At 42.7% G+C, this 19,950-nt stretch carries 18 protein-coding genes; 9 read left to right on the top strand and 9 right to left on the bottom strand.

What is annotated here, in order from left to right; translation table 11 throughout:
• Window positions 1-10: 10 nt before the first annotated feature.
• From ACOOEY_RS10280 to ACOOEY_RS10265, 4 genes are all read left to right on the top strand, one after another.
• Window positions 11-1,036, top strand: a complete 1,026-nt coding sequence (locus ACOOEY_RS10280; protein ID WP_420388590.1) for a sensor histidine kinase — start codon at window positions 11-13, stop codon at window positions 1,034-1,036.
• On the top strand, window positions 1,033-1,791 hold the full coding sequence (locus tag ACOOEY_RS10275; RefSeq protein WP_420388589.1) for a LytR/AlgR family response regulator transcription factor: 759 nt from the start codon (window positions 1,033-1,035) through the stop codon (window positions 1,789-1,791). The genes ACOOEY_RS10280 and ACOOEY_RS10275 overlap by 4 nt, the downstream gene beginning before the upstream one ends.
• Window positions 1,792-1,813: 22 nt before the next feature.
• Entirely contained in the window at window positions 1,814-2,533 is a 720-nt protein-coding gene (locus ACOOEY_RS10270) for a hypothetical protein (RefSeq protein ID WP_420388588.1), read from the top strand.
• A 63-nt stretch (window positions 2,534-2,596) separates the two neighbouring features.
• On the top strand, window positions 2,597-3,208 hold the full coding sequence (locus tag ACOOEY_RS10265) for a YkgJ family cysteine cluster protein (protein WP_420388587.1): 612 nt from the start codon (window positions 2,597-2,599) through the stop codon (window positions 3,206-3,208).
• Window positions 3,209-3,269: 61 nt separating this feature from the next.
• Here ACOOEY_RS10265 and ACOOEY_RS10260 read toward each other — a convergent pair whose 3' ends face one another.
• Window positions 3,270-5,615 carry a M1 family metallopeptidase gene (locus ACOOEY_RS10260; RefSeq protein ID WP_420388586.1) on the bottom strand — a complete coding sequence of 782 codons (2,346 nt, stop codon included), beginning with the start codon at window positions 5,613-5,615 and terminating at the stop codon, window positions 3,270-3,272.
• A 14-nt stretch (window positions 5,616-5,629) separates the two neighbouring features.
• Entirely contained in the window at window positions 5,630-6,211 is a 582-nt protein-coding gene (locus ACOOEY_RS10255) for a HupE/UreJ family protein (protein WP_420388585.1), read from the bottom strand.
• Window positions 6,212-6,294: 83 nt separating this feature from the next.
• Between ACOOEY_RS10255 and ACOOEY_RS10250 the strand changes: the two genes are divergently transcribed.
• From ACOOEY_RS10250 to ACOOEY_RS10240, 3 genes are read left to right on the top strand one after another with little or no spacing between them, the layout of a single operon-like run.
• A complete protein-coding gene (locus ACOOEY_RS10250) occupies window positions 6,295-6,786 on the top strand; it encodes a DUF6702 family protein (RefSeq protein ID WP_420388584.1) in 492 nt (163 codons plus the stop codon).
• Window positions 6,786-7,625, top strand: a complete 840-nt coding sequence (locus ACOOEY_RS10245) for a DUF3298 and DUF4163 domain-containing protein (protein ID WP_420388583.1) — start codon at window positions 6,786-6,788, stop codon at window positions 7,623-7,625. The genes ACOOEY_RS10250 and ACOOEY_RS10245 overlap by 1 nt, the downstream gene beginning before the upstream one ends.
• Window positions 7,609-8,121 carry a YceI family protein gene (locus tag ACOOEY_RS10240; protein WP_420388582.1) on the top strand — a complete coding sequence of 171 codons (513 nt, stop codon included), beginning with the start codon at window positions 7,609-7,611 and terminating at the stop codon, window positions 8,119-8,121. Before ACOOEY_RS10245 ends, ACOOEY_RS10240 begins: the two co-directional genes overlap by 17 nt.
• Here the strand turns inward: ACOOEY_RS10240 and ACOOEY_RS10235 are convergent.
• Window positions 8,118-8,669, bottom strand: a complete 552-nt coding sequence (locus ACOOEY_RS10235; protein ID WP_420388581.1) for a 2'-5' RNA ligase family protein — start codon at window positions 8,667-8,669, stop codon at window positions 8,118-8,120. The genes ACOOEY_RS10240 and ACOOEY_RS10235 overlap by 4 nt on opposite strands.
• Window positions 8,670-8,733: 64 nt before the next feature.
• Between ACOOEY_RS10235 and ACOOEY_RS10230 the strand changes: the two genes are divergently transcribed.
• Both ACOOEY_RS10230 and ACOOEY_RS10225 read left to right on the top strand, forming a co-directional pair.
• Entirely contained in the window at window positions 8,734-9,918 is a 1,185-nt protein-coding gene (locus tag ACOOEY_RS10230) for a hypothetical protein (RefSeq protein ID WP_420388580.1), read from the top strand.
• Window positions 9,919-10,000: 82 nt separating this feature from the next.
• On the top strand, window positions 10,001-12,532 hold the full coding sequence (locus tag ACOOEY_RS10225; protein WP_420388579.1) for a M14 family metallopeptidase: 2,532 nt from the start codon (window positions 10,001-10,003) through the stop codon (window positions 12,530-12,532).
• Between the two features lie 83 nt (window positions 12,533-12,615).
• Here the strand turns inward: ACOOEY_RS10225 and ACOOEY_RS10220 are convergent, their stop codons facing one another.
• The 6 genes from ACOOEY_RS10220 to ACOOEY_RS10195 form a co-directional block, all read right to left on the bottom strand.
• Complete coding sequence (locus ACOOEY_RS10220; RefSeq protein ID WP_420388578.1) at window positions 12,616-14,538, bottom strand: ATP-binding protein; 1,923 nt, start codon at window positions 14,536-14,538, stop codon at window positions 12,616-12,618.
• Window positions 14,535-15,017: a Rab family GTPase gene (locus ACOOEY_RS10215; protein ID WP_420388577.1), complete on the bottom strand. Its 483-nt coding sequence runs from the start codon at window positions 15,015-15,017 to the stop codon at window positions 14,535-14,537. Before ACOOEY_RS10215 ends, ACOOEY_RS10220 begins: the two co-directional genes overlap by 4 nt.
• Window positions 15,010-15,852, bottom strand: coding sequence for a hypothetical protein (locus ACOOEY_RS10210; RefSeq protein WP_420388576.1), 843 nt, complete (start codon window positions 15,850-15,852; stop codon window positions 15,010-15,012). The genes ACOOEY_RS10215 and ACOOEY_RS10210 overlap by 8 nt, the downstream gene beginning before the upstream one ends.
• An 8-nt stretch (window positions 15,853-15,860) precedes the next feature.
• The gene (locus tag ACOOEY_RS10205) at window positions 15,861-16,244 is read right to left on the bottom strand and encodes a hypothetical protein (RefSeq protein ID WP_420388575.1); all 384 of its coding nucleotides are present in this window, start codon (window positions 16,242-16,244) and stop codon (window positions 15,861-15,863) included.
• Between the two features lie 5 nt (window positions 16,245-16,249).
• Window positions 16,250-16,879, bottom strand: coding sequence for a peptidoglycan-binding domain-containing protein (locus tag ACOOEY_RS10200; protein WP_420388574.1), 630 nt, complete (start codon window positions 16,877-16,879; stop codon window positions 16,250-16,252).
• Window positions 16,880-17,020: 141 nt separating this feature from the next.
• Window positions 17,021-19,867, bottom strand: coding sequence for a TonB-dependent receptor domain-containing protein (locus ACOOEY_RS10195; protein ID WP_420388573.1), 2,847 nt, complete (start codon window positions 19,865-19,867; stop codon window positions 17,021-17,023).
• Between the last annotated feature and the right edge of the window lie 83 nt (window positions 19,868-19,950).

The raw sequence follows: 19,950 nt of genomic DNA, 5'->3' as shown, positions 1-19,950 counted from the left end.
GATTTAGAAAATGAGTTATCTGAAAACAATTAACTGGAAGAAGGAGGCGAGAAACGGCCTGCTCATCTTCCTTTTCGGTGGAGCTACAAATTTCTTATGGTGTCCTGATTGTTTCGATAACACATTTGCCCTGATTTTCTCCTGGTGTTTCACAGGGCTTATGTGGGTGTTTCTCTGGCTGGGAAACGGTTATGTCTCTGACTATATCTCTACCCAAATTTCCTGGTTGGAACAGCCGGTTAAGCGATTTATTTGGGGAAGTGTTGGTGTAATTATTTACTCCCCGGCCGCAGTGTATTTCCTTTACCTGATGGCCTATCTTATCACTGATGTAAAAGTCAATGATATTACAGATATCGCTATTACAGCCATAGGCATCACCTTTGTCATCAGCTTTTTTCTGAATGCCGCCAGCTTTCTCAAAAACTGGAAGCAGACGGCTCTCGATGCGGAAAGGTTGAAAAAGGAGCAAATGGCTACTAAATATGAATCGCTAAAGAATCAGGTCAACCCTCATTTTCTCTTCAACTCATTAAATGCCCTGACCAACCTGGTCTATGAAGATCAGGATCAGGCGGCCAAGTTTATCAGGCAACTTTCCAAGGTGTATCGCTATGTTCTGGATACGCGCTCAAAAGAAGTGGTCAGCTTGGAAACCGAACTTCAGTTTGTTGAATCTTATCTCTTTCTGCAGAAAATCAGGTTTGATGACAAGCTCAAGGTGAACATTGATGTAGAGGGCTATCAGGATAGAATGATTCCACCATTGGCTTTACAGATGCTATTGGAGAATGCCATCAAGCACAATACAATTGCCAAAGACGAACCTCTGACCATTGACATAAAGGTAGAAGCGGACAGGCTGATAGTGAGCAATAACCTTCAGATTAAAAACATACCATCAGAAGAAAGCTCTGGAATGGGGCTGGCCAATATAAAAGCCCGATATGAGTTCCTGAGTGACCAACCAGTGGTCATTGAAAAAACAGATAAAACATTCAAAGTAGAACTTCCTCTCTTAAAAATTTCTGAATGAAAGTATTAATAGTAGAAGATGAGTCGATGGCGGCCAAAAGGCTTTCCTCTTTGCTGAACAAGCTTGAACCTGAGATCGAAATTCTGGATCAGCTCGATTCTGTAAAGACCGCGGTTAAGTGGCTATCAGAGCATCAGGCCGACTTATTATTCTTTGATATTCAGCTGGCCGATGGTCTAAGCTTTGAAATCTTTAATCAGATTAAGATCAGCACACCCATTATTTTCACCACGGCTTTCGATGAATATGCCATACAGGCATTCAAGGTGAATAGCATTGATTATCTGCTTAAGCCGATAGATCCCGAAGAGCTCCAGAATGCATTGGATAAGTTTCACCAAAACTTTAAAAAGGCGGTACCTCAGCAACCTAACCTCGCTCTACTAGAGCAGGCCATGCAGATGATGACCAAACAGTATAAGGAAAGGTTTGTGGTGAAAATTGGCGAGCATATCCACACCATTCCGGTGAGTGAAGCCGCTTATTTTTTCAGCCAGGACAAGGCCACTTTTTTGGTCACGGCTGAAAAGAAAAGGTATATCATAGACTATACACTGGAAGAAGTGGAGGGGCTGATTAACCCGCAAGAGTTCTTTCGCATCAATCGTAAGTACCTTATTTCACTTCGGGCAGTCAAAGACATTGTCAGCTATTCCAACAGCCGGTTGCGCATAATCCTCAGTCAATCAGACGACATGGATGCCATTGTGAGCAGAGAAAGAGTACAGGATTTCAAAAAGTGGCTTGATCGCTAGCCGATTAGCCCTATTTTCGTGTATGCGAAATTGGGCCATCATCACCATATTGTTGTTTTCTCTACAACTGGAGGCACAGGAACCTTCCGGAACCTGGGTTATGGCTCATATTAAGGCCAAACAGCCGGTGCTCTCTGCTACTATGGAACAAGGAGAACTGGTCTTTGATGAAGGGCTACCTTATGATTCCTCTGAAGTTTATACTCCCGGATTGATGGTGGTTGAGTTCGACAAGGATCAAACCGCAAGAAGTTTTTCCTGGGATGGGGATGAAAACTGGAACTGGTCGCTCATGCAGGACAGCCTATTAATGTTTGGGAAGAAGGATACGCTTTATGGTCACTTTGAGGCCAGCCGCATAGTTTTAAGCTCTACTATCGATGCTGTTCCGACCGAATATACTTTTCTGAAAATTGAAGATGGCCTAGAAATGGGGCCGGTAACTCCAGGCAGTCAGGCCCAGATGCTGGCAGAGGGTCACCCCTTCGACCAGCTTAAGATTACCTTTGAACAGGATACCGTGATTGCGGCAGCCAATAACATTCCCGGCCTTGAGCTTTATCTCACTACTATTGGACCGCTTCAGGTGATTGAATATGCCATGGACAGAGACTATGGAAAGGTGGAATTGGGAATGATCTACCTGTTTAGAGAGAAGAGAAAAAAGTACAGAGGTTATTTTTACCCGGTCATTGATGATTTTAGAAAACCGAAAGAAATGGAAATGGAGCTTCGCTTCTGATAATTATTTGATTTCAGACAGCATCTTCAAACACTTTTCTGCTATATCTTTGCAGCCCTAATCATGTCAGTGGTTCGCAAAGTGAGAGCGGTGGAAAAGGTTTTCATGGCTCTGGATAGTGAAATCAGCTCCTTTCAGGAGTATTCAAAAATCAGTTGTCTTGCCGGTTGTGGAAAGTGCTGCTTCAAACCAGATATTGAAGCCACACCTTTGGAATTCCTCCCTTTAGCTCTCGATTTACTGGAAAACCGTGAAATTGAGTCTTTCTATGACAGGCTTATTTCCAAGGAAGACAGTTACTGCATTCTTTTCAATCAACACTCCAAAGCGACAGACAAGGGCGCTTGTGGTCAGTACCGCTACAGGGGGCTGATCTGCAGGCTGTTTGGCTTTTCAGCGATGAAGGGCAGAGATGGTCTGAAGAAATATGTGACCTGTAAAGTGATCAAAGAATCACAGGCTGATCAGGTAGCTCAGGTTCAGGAAGCTATTGTTGAAGGGGCTGAAATTCCTCTGATGAGCGATTACTACTTCAGGCTGAGATCTATTGACCCGGACCTGGGCACCATACGCTATCCCATCAATGAAGCCATGAAGAAGGCACTTGAGCATGTAATGGCTTATTACTCTTATAGAAAAAGGCCTTCCACCAGAAAGAACAATCAGGCTGAATAGGCTGATAACAAAACAGCCTGAGTTTCCCCAGGCTGTTCATCAATGATTTTCTTCTTATGGCTTAGTTACCGCCACCACCGCTGGTTGCTCTTTGCATTGGGTTAGAACCGGTAGACTGACCTCTGGCTGCTCCACCACCAAATCTGAATAGCTCAAATCTTGAGGGCTGATTCACTCTTGGGAAGTAGTTGTTGCTTTCGTCAGTATCAGCTGTTTCTCTGTAAGGGTCAATTCTGATCTGCGCTACTTCTTTATCTTTCATGAAGGCCTTGGTGAAGCTTTCTTCATTCTTTCTCCAGATGTAGGCAGGAATTCTCTCTACTTCTTTGGTGTCATCAACATAGGTCCATTCGATAATAACAGGCATTACCAAACCACCTTTGTTTTTGAAATCAATTTCATAGAAGTTTTTATTGTTACCCAGCAGCGCTCTTTCCTCTGCAGAAAGTGAAGCTGAGAATCTCTGGTAAGCTCTTTTCGCTTCTTCAGTTACTTCGAACTCATCGTAAGAGTAGTAGAAGTCCTGTAATTCAGGATCTTCCTCTACCAGAAATTTCATACCTTCTTCTCTGTTTCGGCTGTCTGCAATATCGGTGTTCTCCAACTTGTCTTCAGCCGCTACGATCGGGTATTCAACTTCAGGATTCTGAGTATCCAGCTTATACCATTTTACATCTTCTATAGAGATATCTACATTATCGATAGTGAAGTACCATCCTCTGATGAACCAGTCAATATCAACGGCAGAAGCATCTTCAAGCGTTCTGAACAGATCGTCCGGAGTCGGGTGTTTGAAGGCCCATCTTTGCGCATATTGCTTAAAGGCGAAGTCGAACAACTCACGACCCATGATGGTCTCACGAAGAATGTTCAGTCCGGTAGCTGCTTTTGCATAAGCGTTATTACCGAAACCAATGATGTTTTCAGAGTTAGTCATAATCGGCTCCAACTGATCTTTTGGTAAAGCCATGTAAGGAGCAATTTTGTAAGCAGGACCTCTTCTGTGAGGATAATTATTGTCAAACTCCTGCTCGGTCAGATACTGAACAAAAGTGTTCAAACCTTCATCCATCCATGTCCACTGACGTTCGTCAGAGTTCACAATCATCGGGAAGAAGTTGTGACCTACTTCGTGAATGATTACTCCGATAGCACCGTACTTAGTAGACTCTGAGTAAGAACCATCAGGCAATGTTCTACCATAGTTGAAGCAGATCATTGGGTACTCCATACCATTAGAAGCCTCCACAGAGATAGCTACGGGATAAGGATAAGGAATAGTATATTTAGAGTAAGTTCTCAGGGTATGAGCTACTACTTTGGTAGAGTATCTGTCATAGATACCGTAAGCCTCTTTAGCATAGTAAGACATAGCCATTGGCTTGTTATCGCTGCCCTGAATATTGGTAGCCATAGCATCCCAGATAAACTTTCTTGAAGAAGTCCAGGCAAAGTCTCTAACGTCTTCAGCTTTGTAGTGCCATGTCTTTGTGGCCGATGTGCCTTCTTTCTCGTTTTCTTTAGCTTCTTCTAAAGTCACGATTTTCACAGGCTCATCGAAAGTCTTTTGTGCTAGCTCCCATCTTCTTTGTTGTTCAGGAGTCAGCACTTCTTTAGTGTTCTGCAACCATCCTGTTGAACCCACAACGTGGTCGGCCGGTACGGTCATTTTCACATCATAGTCACCGAAAGTAAGGGCAAATTCTCCTCTGCCGGTAAACTGCTTGTTGTTCCAACCCTGGAAGTCAGAGTAAACAGCCATTCTTGGGAACCAACCAGTGATGGTGTAGATGTAGTTGCCATCTTCAGGGAAGTACTCATGTCCACCACGAGCACCAGATTCACTTCTGGGAGTGGTGTTGTACCACCATCTGATGTTGAAAGAAGTTTTTTCTCCCGGCTTTAACGTCTGCGGAAGATCGATTCTCATCATAGTCTGATTGATGGTATGTTTCAGGGCATTGCCCCTTGAGTCAGTTACCTCAGTGATGTGGAATCCCCAATCATTATCATGTCCATCCAATGCATCGATTTGACCATAAGTCATTCGAGGTCTGATGCTGCTAGGATCGAACTTGTAAGAATCATTGTCAGGCTGTCTTACGTTCTCATCAAGTGCCAGCCAAAGGTAGTTGAGTGGATCAGGAGAATTGTTGAAGTAAGTGATGGTTTCATAGCCATCTAGCCTTTGGTTATCGTCATTGAGCGTAGCCTCAATTTTATAATCAGCCTTTTGTTGCCAGTACTTAGGTCCCGGGGCTCCGGAAGCACTTCGGTACATACTTGGGTCACGCAGCATTCGCTCCAATTGCTCAAATCGCTTTCCATGGTTGCTGTTTACTACCTGGGCCATGGTGTTGCCACCCAGAACAAAAACAGCCATGAGAGCAAAAATTATCTTCTTCATAGTAGTTTAGTTTATTACCAAAATTTCGTTTCAATCATTAAAGTAATGGCTATACCTGCAACGGCTGATGAGATCACCAGTATCCAGTCGCGTCTAGACACGTTAAACAATCCCACAAATACAAATGAGATTATCGTAAAGAAGCCAACAATTATGATTTGCCCCAGCTCCAGGCCAAGGTTGAATCCTAATAGTGGCATCAATATGCTTTCCTCCCTTCCCAAAAGACTTTTGAGATAATTTGAGAAGCCCAGTCCATGAATCAGGCCAAAAAACAAGGCATAAAAGTAATTACTGCTGAATCTGGACGGTGTTGAACCTTGCTTTTTCAAAATATTGGAGAAAGCAGTTATGAAAATGGTCACCGGAATCAGGAACTCAATGATGTCAGTCCTGAAATTGACCAGGTTCATGGTACTCAGGGCCAGCGTAATAGAATGGCCAATGGTGAAGGCCGTCACCAGAATCAGAATTTTTTTCCAGTCTTGTAATTGGTACAAAACACAAAGCGCTAATACAAAAAGGATATGGTCATATCCATTAACATCGAGTATGTGTTCGTAACCTAATTGGAAGTAAGTATTGAACTGGCTCATTCTTTGTGCTAATTGTGATTGCTGTTCACTAAGGATTGCAATAATAAAGCTTAATTTTGAAGGAGCATAGAAAAGTGTTTGGCATGAATCTCAAGCTTACATCTTTGGCGTTTTTCTCATTTGTACTTTGGCTGCATCCTTTTCACGTGAGTGTGATGGATGCTGAGTATAATCAGGAAAGAAAATCGCTGCAAATTAGCCATCGCCTCTTCCTGGATGACCTGGAAGATGGACTAAAGGACTATCATGGTCTTGACTATATAGATACCGTGGAACCGGAAGACCCTGCCCGGTTGGATAGCCTTATCTCTGATTATCTCAAACATAAAGTGTTTTTCGTCATTGATGGAGAAGATAGGGCATTCAGCTACTTTGGTTCTGAATTGGAAGGAGATGCCCGCTGGTGTTACTATGAAATTGATTCACTGGCACAGTTGAAGGAAATAGAGGTCACCAATGTGGCGTTAATGGATGTGTTTGAAGACCAGCAGAACATAGTACACATTAAGGCCAATGATAAAATTCTGAGCTATAAGCTCGATAAGAGTATCAAGGTTAAAACATTTACATTTTAATGATCAGGCAAACTTACCTATTCCTACTCCTTTCAGTTTTGGTCATGAGCTGCTCTTTTGGCAGTAAAAAGGAAGAGAAAGCGACTATTCCCGAACCAGCAGCGATACCCCGTTATGTGGAATATGAGGTAGAAACCATCAATGAATACCTTGGCCCTTGTGCCAATGATTCAACTTCTAAGAAGTGCCTGATTATCCAGATAGAATATCCACAGATAACAGGAAAGGTAAGCCAGCCTGTGGCAGAATGCCTGAATGAAAACATTAAGAGGGACATCCTTGCGACAACTTTCCTTTCTGACCAGACTGAATCATTTCTCGATCTGAAAACGGAACTGGAAACAGACTATGAGAGTGTAATTGAGGAGTTTCCGGATTATGCCAATTCATGGACAGTTGAAATCACTTCAGATATCCTCTATCAGGATAGTCTGTTTATCAGTGTGGCCAGTACCGTTTATTCCTATACCGGAGGAGCACACCCGAACTCGGGACAGGTATACCGAAGCTATGACTTGAGAACAGGTGAGCCTATTGGGCTGGATGATTTACTGAAAGAAGGCTATGAGAGTAGCCTGAATGAAGCGGCTGAAATAGAGTTTAGAATGACGAAGGAAATTCCTCCGAATCAGTCATTGCAAGACCGGGGCTATTCATTTGAAAACGATCGGTTTGAGCTGAATAAGAATTTCGCCATTATTAATAAAAGCCTTGTATTCTACTTCAATCCTTATGAAATAGCTCCTTATTCTCTGGGGCCTACGGAACTGGAATTGAGACTAACAGATTATATTAACCTGATAAAAGAGGGAAGTGTCATCGATGATTATAAGAACTAGTCTTCTTGGTTTATTCTTTTTGATTCAGGCAGCTGCTTTTGGTCAGGTGCTCGAAGCAAGGTTTGAGGTGCTGTATTCAGGGGCTTCAGTAACAGGTATTTTTTCAGACACCTCTGTTGAATACCATTTCGATACAGATGACCTGGAGAATTCTTATTTCAATGCTACTATACAGGTGGTTTCTATGGACACAGAAATGCCTGCCCGCGATACGCAACTGATGAAGAAGAAATACTTTCACGCTGACAAGTATCCGACCATGACTTTCAAGTCAAACCGAATTTACAGACAGGGAGTAAGCTATTTTGTTGAAGGGGATTTGACAATTAAGGATGTCACTACCAAGATGCAGCTCCCGCTTCAGGTAAGCTTCAATCAGAGTGGTATATCAGTTCTCAAGACTGAATTCACCATAGACCGCAGAGACTACCATGTAGGGAAGAGCCATTTCCTCCTGGAAGATGAGGTCTCTATCTGGATAGAGTTGAAGCCCTAGTCTTTCTGAAACGTAAACTCCCTGTAAGCCATCCACTGTTTTCCATTATGCTTCAACAGCCAGAAGCTGTTGACTTCAAAAGAGCCCTGAAATGATCTGTGTTCGAACTCCGACCAGGCTTCATAAAAGAGGGGCTTTCTTAAATCCCGAAAGGCAACAGTAATATGTGGATTATACCCATTCTGATGAATGGCATGAAATAGATTGAGCTGTCTTTTAGTAGCCAGCAACAACTCCTGATTCATTTGCTCTAATTCTTCGTTGGCTTCAGGCTGAATAAAGATGGTTCTGGGAGCAAATGCCCCAAAGCCATTTAGCTCAACCAGAAACGATTTGAATTTAGTTGTTTGTGCAAGGACATGAAATAACCTTTCCTCTTTTGCCTCCTTCCATTGAAAGGGCATGTGTAAAGTAATGTGAGGGGGAGACCGAAAAGCAGCTTTTGAATTGAAGCGCTCTACAAACTCTTCCTTGATGGCATTGATTTCAGTAGTCAGTGGCTCAGGAGGAATGATCGCCAGAAAATATCTTTGTTCGCCTTTTTTCAATTTGTGCCCCTTGCTTTTGAAATAAGTGACTATCTGATTAGTTTGATCCTTAAGCTATAATCACATGCAATTATTCAAAAGTACTGTCTTCTTTTCAATATCCGCGTTCATTGTTTTTTCCTGCTCCGGTAACTCATCTGAAACAGTCTCTGACGGGGTAATGGCTAATTACAGACTGGAGATATTCGATTCGCTGCAGTTCGACATTTTGACCAGAAGCTTAATCGTGGCTGATGTTGATGAGAAAACGGGGAATCGGTTAATCATTCAATCTGGAACTCCAAAAGTCTGGATTTACAATGCAAATGGTGAAGTTCTGGCAGAGAAGGAGTTTCTTAAATCTGATCCTGAAGGCCCGGGTGATTATTTGATGTCCGGTACTTTTTTCGGAGATGGTGTGGCCTTACTGGGGAAATTTGCTGTGGTATTATTGGATGAAGAACTTCAGTTTGAGAAGGTATTGAGACCGCAATACTCTCCATCCCAAATGCACTTCATAGGCAAGAAACACATCTATCAATTTACAAAGAATGATAACCAACCTGCACTGATCACCTATTTTGGTGAAGCTCAAACGGATTTGTGGGGAGGGATAGAAGGCTACTTCGATGAATTCAATCTTGTAGATGTTGTTGAGCCAGAGCTTTATACCAATCCCCGGGACTCGGTCTTTTTACCATTTGGAGATCTTACACCGGACAGCAGATATCGGAATGGAAAAGCTCATTACTTTTTAAGACCTGTTTTCGACCTGAAGGATAACCTGCTGCATTATGTACTCAATACAGACACTACTTTTTTTAGAAGAAACCTTCCAGATGGTGACATAGTCGACAGTTACACCATACCCTATGATGAATTCGTGTTTTTTGATGGTTACTCTATGGGGTCGGCAGGAGAAGCAGAACAGTATAAACCTAGAAACCGAGAGGGGCGCGTTGAATCTGTCTTTCGAGTAGGCGAATTCGATCTAATTCTATACTATTCCGGAATGGAGTTATCTGCCATGGAGAAGTATAGAAATAGTCCTGATGCTTATGAACAAATAGAACGGTCAGACTATTTGAAATACCTGATAGTTAAGGATGGAAAACGGGTGAACAAAGAGTTGAAAATGAACCCCAAGGTTAATTACCTCGAGTATGCAGACCACAATGAAATAATCTATGGTATGCAAAACATCAGTATGCTAGATGAAGAACCTGAGCGATATACTATATACATGATGAGAATTGTTGCTGATGAATAAGCTGTTCATTACGCCAATCAACAATTTGACCTTTGCCTGCAATTCATTTTGAAGTATCTTCCACACCTTAAAGAAATTTGGAATGAAAAGACTCGCAATTGTCAATTTGTTGCTGTTGATGGCAGCTTCCCTGTTTGGTCAATCTCTGAAAAGTCCCGATGAGTTTCTGGGCTATGAGTTAGGCTCTCGTTTTACCCCCAACTATAAGGTGGTAGACTACTATGAATATGTAGCCTCCCAACTCTCCAATGTGACACATCATAAGTATGGAGAAACCAATGAGTTGAGACCCCTTATCGCTAATATGGTCTCTTCTCAGGAAAACATTGATAACTGGGAGCAAATCAGAACGGATAACCTGAAGAGAGCCAAATTGATGGAGGGCACTCCATCGGGCAATAAAATCGGTATCGTTTGGCTGAGCTACAACGTGCATGGCAATGAGGCGAATTCGACTGAAACAGCTATGAAAACGCTCTATGAGCTGGCCAGACCAGGAAATGCAGAAGCCAAAGAATGGTTGAAAAATACAGTAGTGGTCCTCGATCCATGTATTAACCCTGACGGTCGTGACAGGTATTCAAACTGGATCAACCAGGTGGCTGGTACTACCCCGAACCCACATCCCGAAGCCGCTGAGCACAATGAGCCCTGGCCCGGAGGAAGAGCAAACCACTACCTGTTCGACCTAAACAGAGACTGGGCCTGGCAAAAGCAGATAGAGTCGCAACAGCGCATCAAGTTCTATAACACCATTATGCCTCATATTCATGTAGATTTTCATGAGCAAGGCAGCAACAGTCCATATTACTTTGCTCCGGCCGCTGAGCCTATTCATGAGCAGGTAACTGACTGGCAAAGACAGTTTCAGGAAATTATTGGTAGAAACCATGCCAAGTACTTCGACAAGAATGGCTGGTTATTCTTTACCAAAGAAAGCTTTGATATTCTTTATCCGAGTTATGGAGACTCTTATCCGATGTACAATGGTGCTATAGGAATGACTTACGAGCAGGGAAGCTCTGACCTCGCCATTCTGACTGATGAAGGGGATACTCTGAAATTATCTGATGCTATCGCTCACCACTTCACCACGGGAATGTCTACCGTAGAAACAGCTTCCTCTTACAATGAGCGAATGGTTGATGAATTTACGGCTTACTTCGAGAAGGCGGTGAGCAACCCGAAGGCTAAGTACAAAACCTATATTGTGAAGGGCACTAACCACCCCGATAAGTTAAAGATGCTGGAGGCTTTTCTTCAGAAAAACATGATCGATTATGGTAAGTCTTCCACCAGAAAACCAATAAATGCTTTCAATTACATGACTGGAGAAAGCCAGAATGTATCAGTTCAGGAATCTGACATTGTGGTATCGGCCTATCAGCCTAAAGCAGTGATGGTTCAGGCACTTTTTGAACCAGAAACTTATGCCAGCATTAACGACACTTATGACATTACCGCCTGGGCCATTCCTTATATGATGGGTCTTGATGCTTATGCTACTACTGAAAGACTTTCTGTTTCAGAGGGTCAGCCGACTTATGCGGCTCGTGAAGTAAAAGTTGAGCAGGCACCAGCGGCCTATCTGGCCAAGTGGGAAACCCTGGAAGACGCAAAGTTCCTTGCAGAGATATTGAAATCAGGAATTAAGTTAAGATTTGCCACAGAACCCTTCTCTGTGAATGGAAAGTCTTATGAAAGAGGGTCACTTATCATTACCCGAAAAGGAAATATGCACATGGGTAGTGGTTTCGATCAAACCGTAAAGGCGGCTGCAGAGAAGTATGGCAGAAACCTCTATTCAACACCAACTACTTTTGTAGATAGCGGGAAAGACTTCGGTTCTAATAACATTCCTTTTCTGAAAGCTCCCAGAATTCTGGTGCTGAGAGGCGATGGTGTTTCATCTCTCGGCTTCGGTGAGTTCTGGTACTTTATGGAGCAGGAGCTTAATTACCCAATCACCATGGTAAATACTGACGATTTCGGTCGCGTAAACCTCGATGATTACGATGTAGTGGTGATGCCTTCCGGTTCTTATGGAAGTATGCTTACTGAAAGTAGAATGGAAGACTTCAATAGCTGGATCAGAAGTGGAGGTCGCGTTCTGGCGATTGAAAGAGCTATGAATACATTTATGGGTAAAGGCGGTTTCAGTCTGAAGCGATATGCCAGCGATGGAGATCAGAAAGAAGCGAACAAACAATCTGACGAAGAGAAAGAGGCTATTGCTCTGACACCATATGCTGAGCGTGGTGCCCGTTTCGAAAGCTCAAGATTACCGGGGGCTATCTTTAAACTCAAAGTAGACAATACACATCCACTAGGTTATGGATATTCAAATCACTACTTCACTATTAAAAATAATGGGTCGAGATATGCCTATTTACCAAATGGCTGGAATGTGGGAATCATAGAGTCTGAGGCTGCCTACATCAGTGGTGTTGCGGGTGAAGATGCTAAGAAGAACCTCGCAAAATCAATGGTGTTCGGTGTAGATAATGTGGGAAGAGGCGCTGTGGTTTATATGGCCGATAACCCCTTATTCAGGGCTTTCTGGGAAAACGGGAAGCTGTTTGTCGCTAATGCTCTGTTTTTAGTAGGTCAATAGACTTTTTGAAATAATTACATCAGGCCGGCTGAGGGCATCAGAAAATCGAATGATTGATGGTGTGCTGAGTCGGCCTGATTCTTTTAGGATGCTCTGAGCTCTTCTTTCTGTGCCGCAAGATCTTCCAGTGCCATATTGATTCTGGCCTTGAATGGACTTAGTTCTTTGACAATAGATTGTCCTTCAGCCACTTTATCGTGTAATGCCTTTCTCTCTTCTATCAGGCTATCAATGCCCAGATAACTGATACTGGGGTTCATTTTATGTAATAGTTTCCTGGCACTTTCTGCATCCTGATCGGCAAGGGCTTGTGAAAGCTTTTCCATATCTGCAGGCAAATGCTCCAGAATGGTATCAATGAGTTCTAACAAGAAGTCCGTATCGTTTTGAGCAGCGGCCTTGAGATGAGTCAGGTCTACCGGTTCAAGTGTATTATCGTCATTCAGGTTTAACATTTCTCTTATTTTTAAAGAAAGGCTTTTAGGATTTACAGGCTTGACCAGATAACCCCAATTAGTTAACTCATTTAACTGAGAATGTTCACTTTGCGCATCTCCTGAAAGAAAGAGCACCGGAATATCCTTGTTTTTCGAGTCACTGGTTCTGAGTGACTTAATTACCTCTATGGCATTGCCATCTCCCAGGTGAACATCAGTCACTAAGATATCATGTGTTGTGTAATTTAATTCATCTTTCAGCTCGATGATATTCGAAACGAAAGTTGATTTCAGGTTCCATTTTGTGGCCCGCTCTTTCATAATCAGCGCGCTCATGGCATCATCTTCAGCGAAAAGGAATGAATAGTTCTGAGGGTCGATATGGGCAGCCGGATCATAATGATCATCTACTGTATAATCGGCCTTTTGTGCAGCTTTGCAAGGAATTTCAAACAACATGCTGGTTCCTTTTCCTTTGGCGCTTTTAATGTCCAGTTGACCTCCCAGCGCCTGAATTAAGTGAAGAGCGATACCCATGCCAAGGCCGGTTCCCCCATATTCATAATAGCTTTGACCCTCTACCTGAGCATATGGTTCAAGGATTTTGTTGATACTTTCTTCAGACATTCCTATTCCGGTATCCGTCACTTCGAAAGCTAGGAAGTATTGCTCTTCGACTACTTTATTGAGCTTGATATTGAGACATATGCTGCCATCGTGAGTGAACTTCATGGCATTGCCCACAATATTGAAGAGGACTTGTGATAGTCTGATAGGATCGGTAAGGATGAGGTGCGGAATGTCTTTGTCAATGTTCGATCGCAGCCGTATGCGTTTCTCACCAGCCGCCATAGAAAAGCCTTTCAGAATAGCACTTGTAATTTCGTGCAGATTGAAACCGAGGTATTCGAGCTGTAGTTTGCCTTCTTCTACCTTGGACAGGTCGAGTACATCGTTAATGATATGGTTCAAATGTTCTGAAGTGGCTTTGAGGGCGTGTAGGTAGTCATAAATGGCTTTGGGCTCGCTCCATTCCAATAGTTTCACCAATCCGGTGATGCTATTCAAAGGTGTTCGCATTTCATGACTTACTTCAGCAAAGAAACGTTCTTTGAATTTCTGCACCCGGAGTAATTCTTCGTTTCTGTAGCCTAAAAGCTTTTTCTCTGTCTCCAGCAATTGCTGCTTCATTTCCAGTACTTCTTCGCTGATAGAAGCATTGTTTCTGGATTGCTGAACAGCCAGAATCTGATCTTTTTCAGCAGTCTTATCCAGGATAAACCATTGAATCAGGCCTTCAGCATTTCTATGGAACTTCATGCCGAATAGGGCTTCCTTTTGCTCGGTCCACTCAACCAGTTCGAAAACGAGGGGTTCATCAGGTTGTATCTCCATAATGACTTCCTGAATACCCATCAGGAAGTTGAATTGCTCATAGATGGAGACCTCCTTTTGAGTAGTAATGAGGGTATCGCAACTCTCAATGATTTGACCATCTGGTTCAAATAAAGTCACCTGGCACAAAGGTCCCAGTTCTGACAACTTCATCTGATTCAGGTCGTGTTTCATACCATCATGGATTGGGTCAGTTTTTCAAAAGCATCATCTACATGTTCACCGGTTTTGGCACTGGTGAGTGATGCTTTTAGAGGATGAATCTGTTGACTGACCTGATCGATTTCCTCTTTGGTTACCAGGTCGGCTTTGTTTCCCAGTATCTCGACAGGAATGTTGGGCAGAAGAGCCTTCAGGCTGTTGATTTCTTCTTCAATTTGCTGATAAGTAGACGGCCTGCTCAGATCAAATACGTATAGTGCTCCGTGGGCACCCAGTCTATAACTTTGAGGTACCTTTTGCTGCGAGCTTTCTCCGGCAATATCCCAAATCAGCAGGTTAACAGATGTTCCATTCACCGTGACTGTTTTCTTGTCAATTTTCACCCCTATGGTGGTGATGTATTCTTCAGAAAACATGCTGTGCACGAAGCGTTTAACCAGCGAGGTTTTGCCTACTCCGTAATGTCCGATAAGGATTACCTTTTTATTCATTCAACTCTTCGAAGTCCTGGAAATATTCTTCCAGACCCTCATTTATTAGTTCTTGTTCCAGCTCTTCTTTACCGGCTTTTCTGGCTTTTTCTAAGACCCTTTGCGCAAAGTTGAGTAGCTCATCATCGAGCTTGTCTTTGAATGAGGTGTTGAGTTTACCGGTGCAAACCACCGCGATAAAGAAGGACTGAAAGCTTTTGATAATGATTTTATAGTTCTGGTAGTCTATGCTTTCCAGTTCCTGTGTGTCTCCCTGAAAAGCATCTTCCACAAATGACTTAATAGCAGTCAGCATTCCTGCAACCATATCACGGTCCAGGTTCTCCTTTTTGCTATAGCTTCCCAGTAGGAGGCCGGAGTTCTTTTCAATCACATGGATTTCATCAATTCTGGGCTCGATGAGTTTGGAGAGCATCAGGTCTTTTTGTGGGGTACCCGATATCCAAGCCCTAATTCTAAGCTTCCACCCTTCCCAGCTAAAGGCCAGCTCCATTTGGGCATCTACTTTATCGGAAAGCTTCTGTATTTCATTGGTAATGTATTTTTTGATCATCCGCCCGATGATCGGGTAAAGCACTTCGACAACTTCATCCTGAGATTCCTTGATCTGCTTTTTGATAGACTCGGTAATTTGCGGACCAAAGAGTACGGGGAACTCACGTTGGATTCTGGCTTCCTGATCTTCCAGAATAGGGCTTATCCTCTGTTCAAGCTCCTCTCTGGTATTCAGTTGGCCGTCTAGTTGTTGTAATTTTTGGGCAAGCTCTTTCCTCTCTTCCCAATCTTGTTCGAGAAGAATTTTCCGAAGTTGTTGAAAGCCTAAGCCTTGCCCCATGCTTCAGTTTATTCTGCGATTTGTTTGCCCATTTCCTGTAACAGGCTACCCAAAAGTTTGCGGTTCAGTTTTCTGTCATCCAGGTCGGCTACAGCCTCGTCCATATCGGCTCTCAGCTGGGTTACCTTTTTATTCATATCGCTTCTCAGGTCTTGAATTTCGTTGGTGAGAGAGTCTTTGGTCTGATTGATCAGTTTATTGAGTGCATCGCGTGTTTCATTGAGTTCGGTCTCAATTTCAGTACGGGTCTTCTTAATGAGGGCTTTGATCTCATTGAACTCAGAATCGTACTGTTGCATGTTCTCTCCAAAAATGAGTTGCTTAACGGCTTCAATCTTTGGATCACCTGACAATCCCGGGATTGTTTTAGGCGCTTCTTCTTTTTTTGCCATAGTATCTATTTCAAAAGTGCTTTTAAGGTCTTTGTGTCTACTTCTCCACTAGGGAAAAGCTGATTGCTTTGTTGAAAAGTGCGTAATCTTTGACGGGTGAGGATATTAAAAATGCCGTCTTCAGGAATGCTGTCTCCCTGAGTATTCAGGAGCTTTTGTAGTTCCCATACACGGGCTCCGTTATCTCCTATTTTTAAACCGACAAGTTCAGAATGCATTTCAAATTTGATGTCATCGGGGGTAAGCCCCTGCTCGAAAACCACGCGAATCTGCTCTTTGGTAAGGCCCTGGTCTCTTAGGGTTTTTGAGTATTCCAGCTGGTCTTCCAGTTGTTTGGCTGCTGCCAAAAGTTTGTTATAGTAATCAGTGGCTTGTGTAGATTCATGGTTTTCCCGGTCCATCATGCGAACATCGATACCATCATTGAACCAGAGAGAGCGGGCGTAGCTTCCCGCATCATAGGCCAGTTTGTAGTATTGTTGGACGACAGTTTTGTCGTAGAAGTCTGTGTCTATTTCGGTAGAAATCACATAGTCGTAGCCTGAAGGAGGGTTGAATCTCCTGTCTTTCAAATATTGTACGGCAATGTAAGATCCAATTCCTATGAGCAAGACTATAAAAATGAGCCTTTTCATAATTGAGTCTGTTGATTCAGTCGATATAAATTTAGAAGAATTTCGACACTAAAGCATTTTATATCAAATAGTTTGCTGTATACATACAAAAAACCCCGACAACTATGCCGGGGCCTTTTCAAATCAAATGATATGAAAAACCTATTTGATAATATTGTAGCTATATCTGATTCTAAATGCTGTTCCAGGATCTCTTCTGGTTTCCAGAGCATTTGAGCTCAGATAAGATTCGAATTCTCTTTCTCTTAAGTCACCCAAAATGTTAGTCACTCTGAGAGACAGGGTGTGTTGACCTTCATCACCAAATCCTTTCTGAATATTAAGGTTCAGGCTGTTGAAAGGCACATCGTAAGTGTCTGGTGTTCTGTTGATACCAACCACTGCCAATGTTCTGCCCTGTACGTTATATGTTAAACTGGCTTCAATGAATCTCTCATAGTCAGTGTAATTTAAACCAGCATTGATGATGTGAGGAGGCTGACCTACAAAGCTTCTTGTGTTGTCGAAGTTTTCGCCAGTTCTCAATCCGTTCTGTCTGCCTTGAGCTTCGTTATCATCGATGTTCACCTTAGCATCAGTGAAGGTAAGGTTAGAGATCAATGATAGGTTTTCAAGTGCCGGAGACAGGAAGTTCAGGCTTTTTCTGATTTCTACCTCAACACCGGCAATGGTAGCATCACCTACGTTGTTGGGCTGAAGATCGTTTGGAGCCTGAGATTGTCTTACCATTTCAATAGGGTTAGTGAAGGTTTTGTAGAAAGCACCTACTGAAACTGTTTCACCTCTTCCGAAGAAGTACTCATATCTTAAATCGTAGTTGTTGATTTTGGTCTCAACAAGATCAATGTTACCAATGAATGTTCTGCCGGTCAGTACATCCTGAATCTCAGCAGTAGACTTTTCTTTGAAAGAAGGTCTTGCGATAGTCTGAGAGAATGAAGCTCTCAGGTTAGCATTTTCAACTACATTATAGATGAAGTTTACTGAAGGGAAGAAGTTCAAAGAACTAAGTACATTGTCATCTTCATAAACGATACCATTTGGATCTGCAGGGTTGGCACCAGCCTGGTTGACACCAGTATACCACTGATCGTACTGCTCAACTCTTAAACCAACGATACTTTTTAGTTTTTCGGTAAGGGCTAACTCACCCATTACATAACCGCCCAGGGTGTTAATTCTACCTTCATAAGCATTAGAAAGGTTGAAACCATTCTGAATATAAACACCGGTTCCTGACTCAGGAGTCCAGATATTCTCTTCGGCAAATAGTCTGTCTGCGTCTGAATTCAGATTCAGATTGTCCTGGTTACCACGAATGGACACGATGTAGTTCTGAATTTCGTAATCTCTTGTTTTGTAGATATTGCTGATACCGGCTTTCAGCTTAGACTCTCTACCCATCAAGGTGATGTTTCGGTTATAGTCTACTTTCGCTACATAGTTAGTCTCGTTCAATAATCTCCAGATTCTGTTAGGCTCTCCACCTTCCTGTGGGTTGATAGTTACATCTCCACTATCATCTGTGAATGGAGTAATTCTTACGTCTTTATCGTTAATGGTAGCGAATGTTGGAGATACTTTCCACTCCAGAGAACTCTCGTTACCGTTGAAGTAGTGCTCACCAGCAATTAGTACATTAGTCAGGAATCTTTCTGTGTATTCCAGGTTATCTACATAAGATGTGTTGAAGTTGTTATTTGATCTGACTCTTGTTCTGTAAGCAGCTCTTGAAGTACCGTTTTGAATGTGCATGGCTTGCACCCGGTATTTGTTTTTATCAGACTTCAGTGAAATCCCACCTAAACCACTTAGCTGAACATCACTAATACCCAGAGGTCCAATAAATCTTGTATCCGAGATCAACTCATATTCATCGGCCGGAGCAGGCTTAACATATGCGGCATCCAAAGCCTCTTCATAGAAGCTCGATGTATTTCTGTAGTTAATGGCGCCAATGTAACCCAGTTTCATGCCTTTGAAGTCTACCTGATTACCGGTAGAAAGGCCAATGCTGAAGTTAGCCAGGTTAGTTTGAGTTTGCGCAGCCATATTAGGTTCGAATGACCTTGTAACGCTTTCAGTTAAAGGATCTCTTCTCAATGGGTTAGGAATATCACCATTACGCCCATCGAAAGGCAGATCTCTTGTTCCATCATCAAAACCAAGGAAATCTGTTCCTCCTGTATTATAGGTCAGGAAGTTGTTGTTGAAGTGCATGCTAGGATTGTATTCCGTGCTGAATGAAAGAGAAGTAGTCTTTTCTTCAGGGAATTCTTTGGTTTCAATGTTTATAGTACCTCCTACAAAGTCTGCACTCAGGTCAGGAGTAAAGGTTTTATAGACAATCAGGTTGTCTATTAGAGAAGTTGGGAAAATATCAATCTGGATAGCATTTCTGTCCGGGTCCAAACCAGGAACTTCCATACCATTCAGAATAGTTTTGGTATACCTGTCACCAAGACCACGAACAAACACATATTGCCCGCCTTGGATAGATACACCGGGAACTCTTTTAATTGCTCCGGCTACATCACTGTCGCCAGATCTTTTGATTTGCTGAGATGAAATACCATCAATCAGGTTAGACGCCTTCTTCTTTACAGTGAGTAAGGCAATATCAGTTGTTTTAATAGCTTCGGCAGTTACAACTACTTCACCGATTTCAGACACAGACTCTTCCATCCAAATGGCATCGATCACTGTGTTTTCACCTGCTTTAACTACCACTTCGTTAATGGTTACTGTGTTGTAACCTACGAAAGAAGCTTGGATTGTATAAGTACCAGGAGCCACTTCGAGTTCGAATTTTCCATCGAAATCGGTAACAGCACCACCACCGGTACTAGGGATTACCACCTGTACGCCCCACATGCCTTCGCCATTGGAACGTTCGTAGGCAGTACCACGAATTTTACCATTTTGGGCCAGTAGAGCCGGTCCGCCAAGGGTAAAAAGGATTAGAAACAAGAATTTTAGGTTTTTCATTATAATTTGATGTTAGTCATTCATCTCTAAATAAAATGCCCGTGAGCAGTGCCCACGAGCATTTTATGGTTGTTAATTAGTTC

The organism is Roseivirga sp., from assembly GCF_965216855.1.
Classification (GTDB): domain Bacteria; phylum Bacteroidota; class Bacteroidia; order Cytophagales; family Cyclobacteriaceae; genus Roseivirga.
Note: the sequence above shows the minus strand (reverse complement) of the source record. Positions and strands in the feature narration are given on the sequence as shown.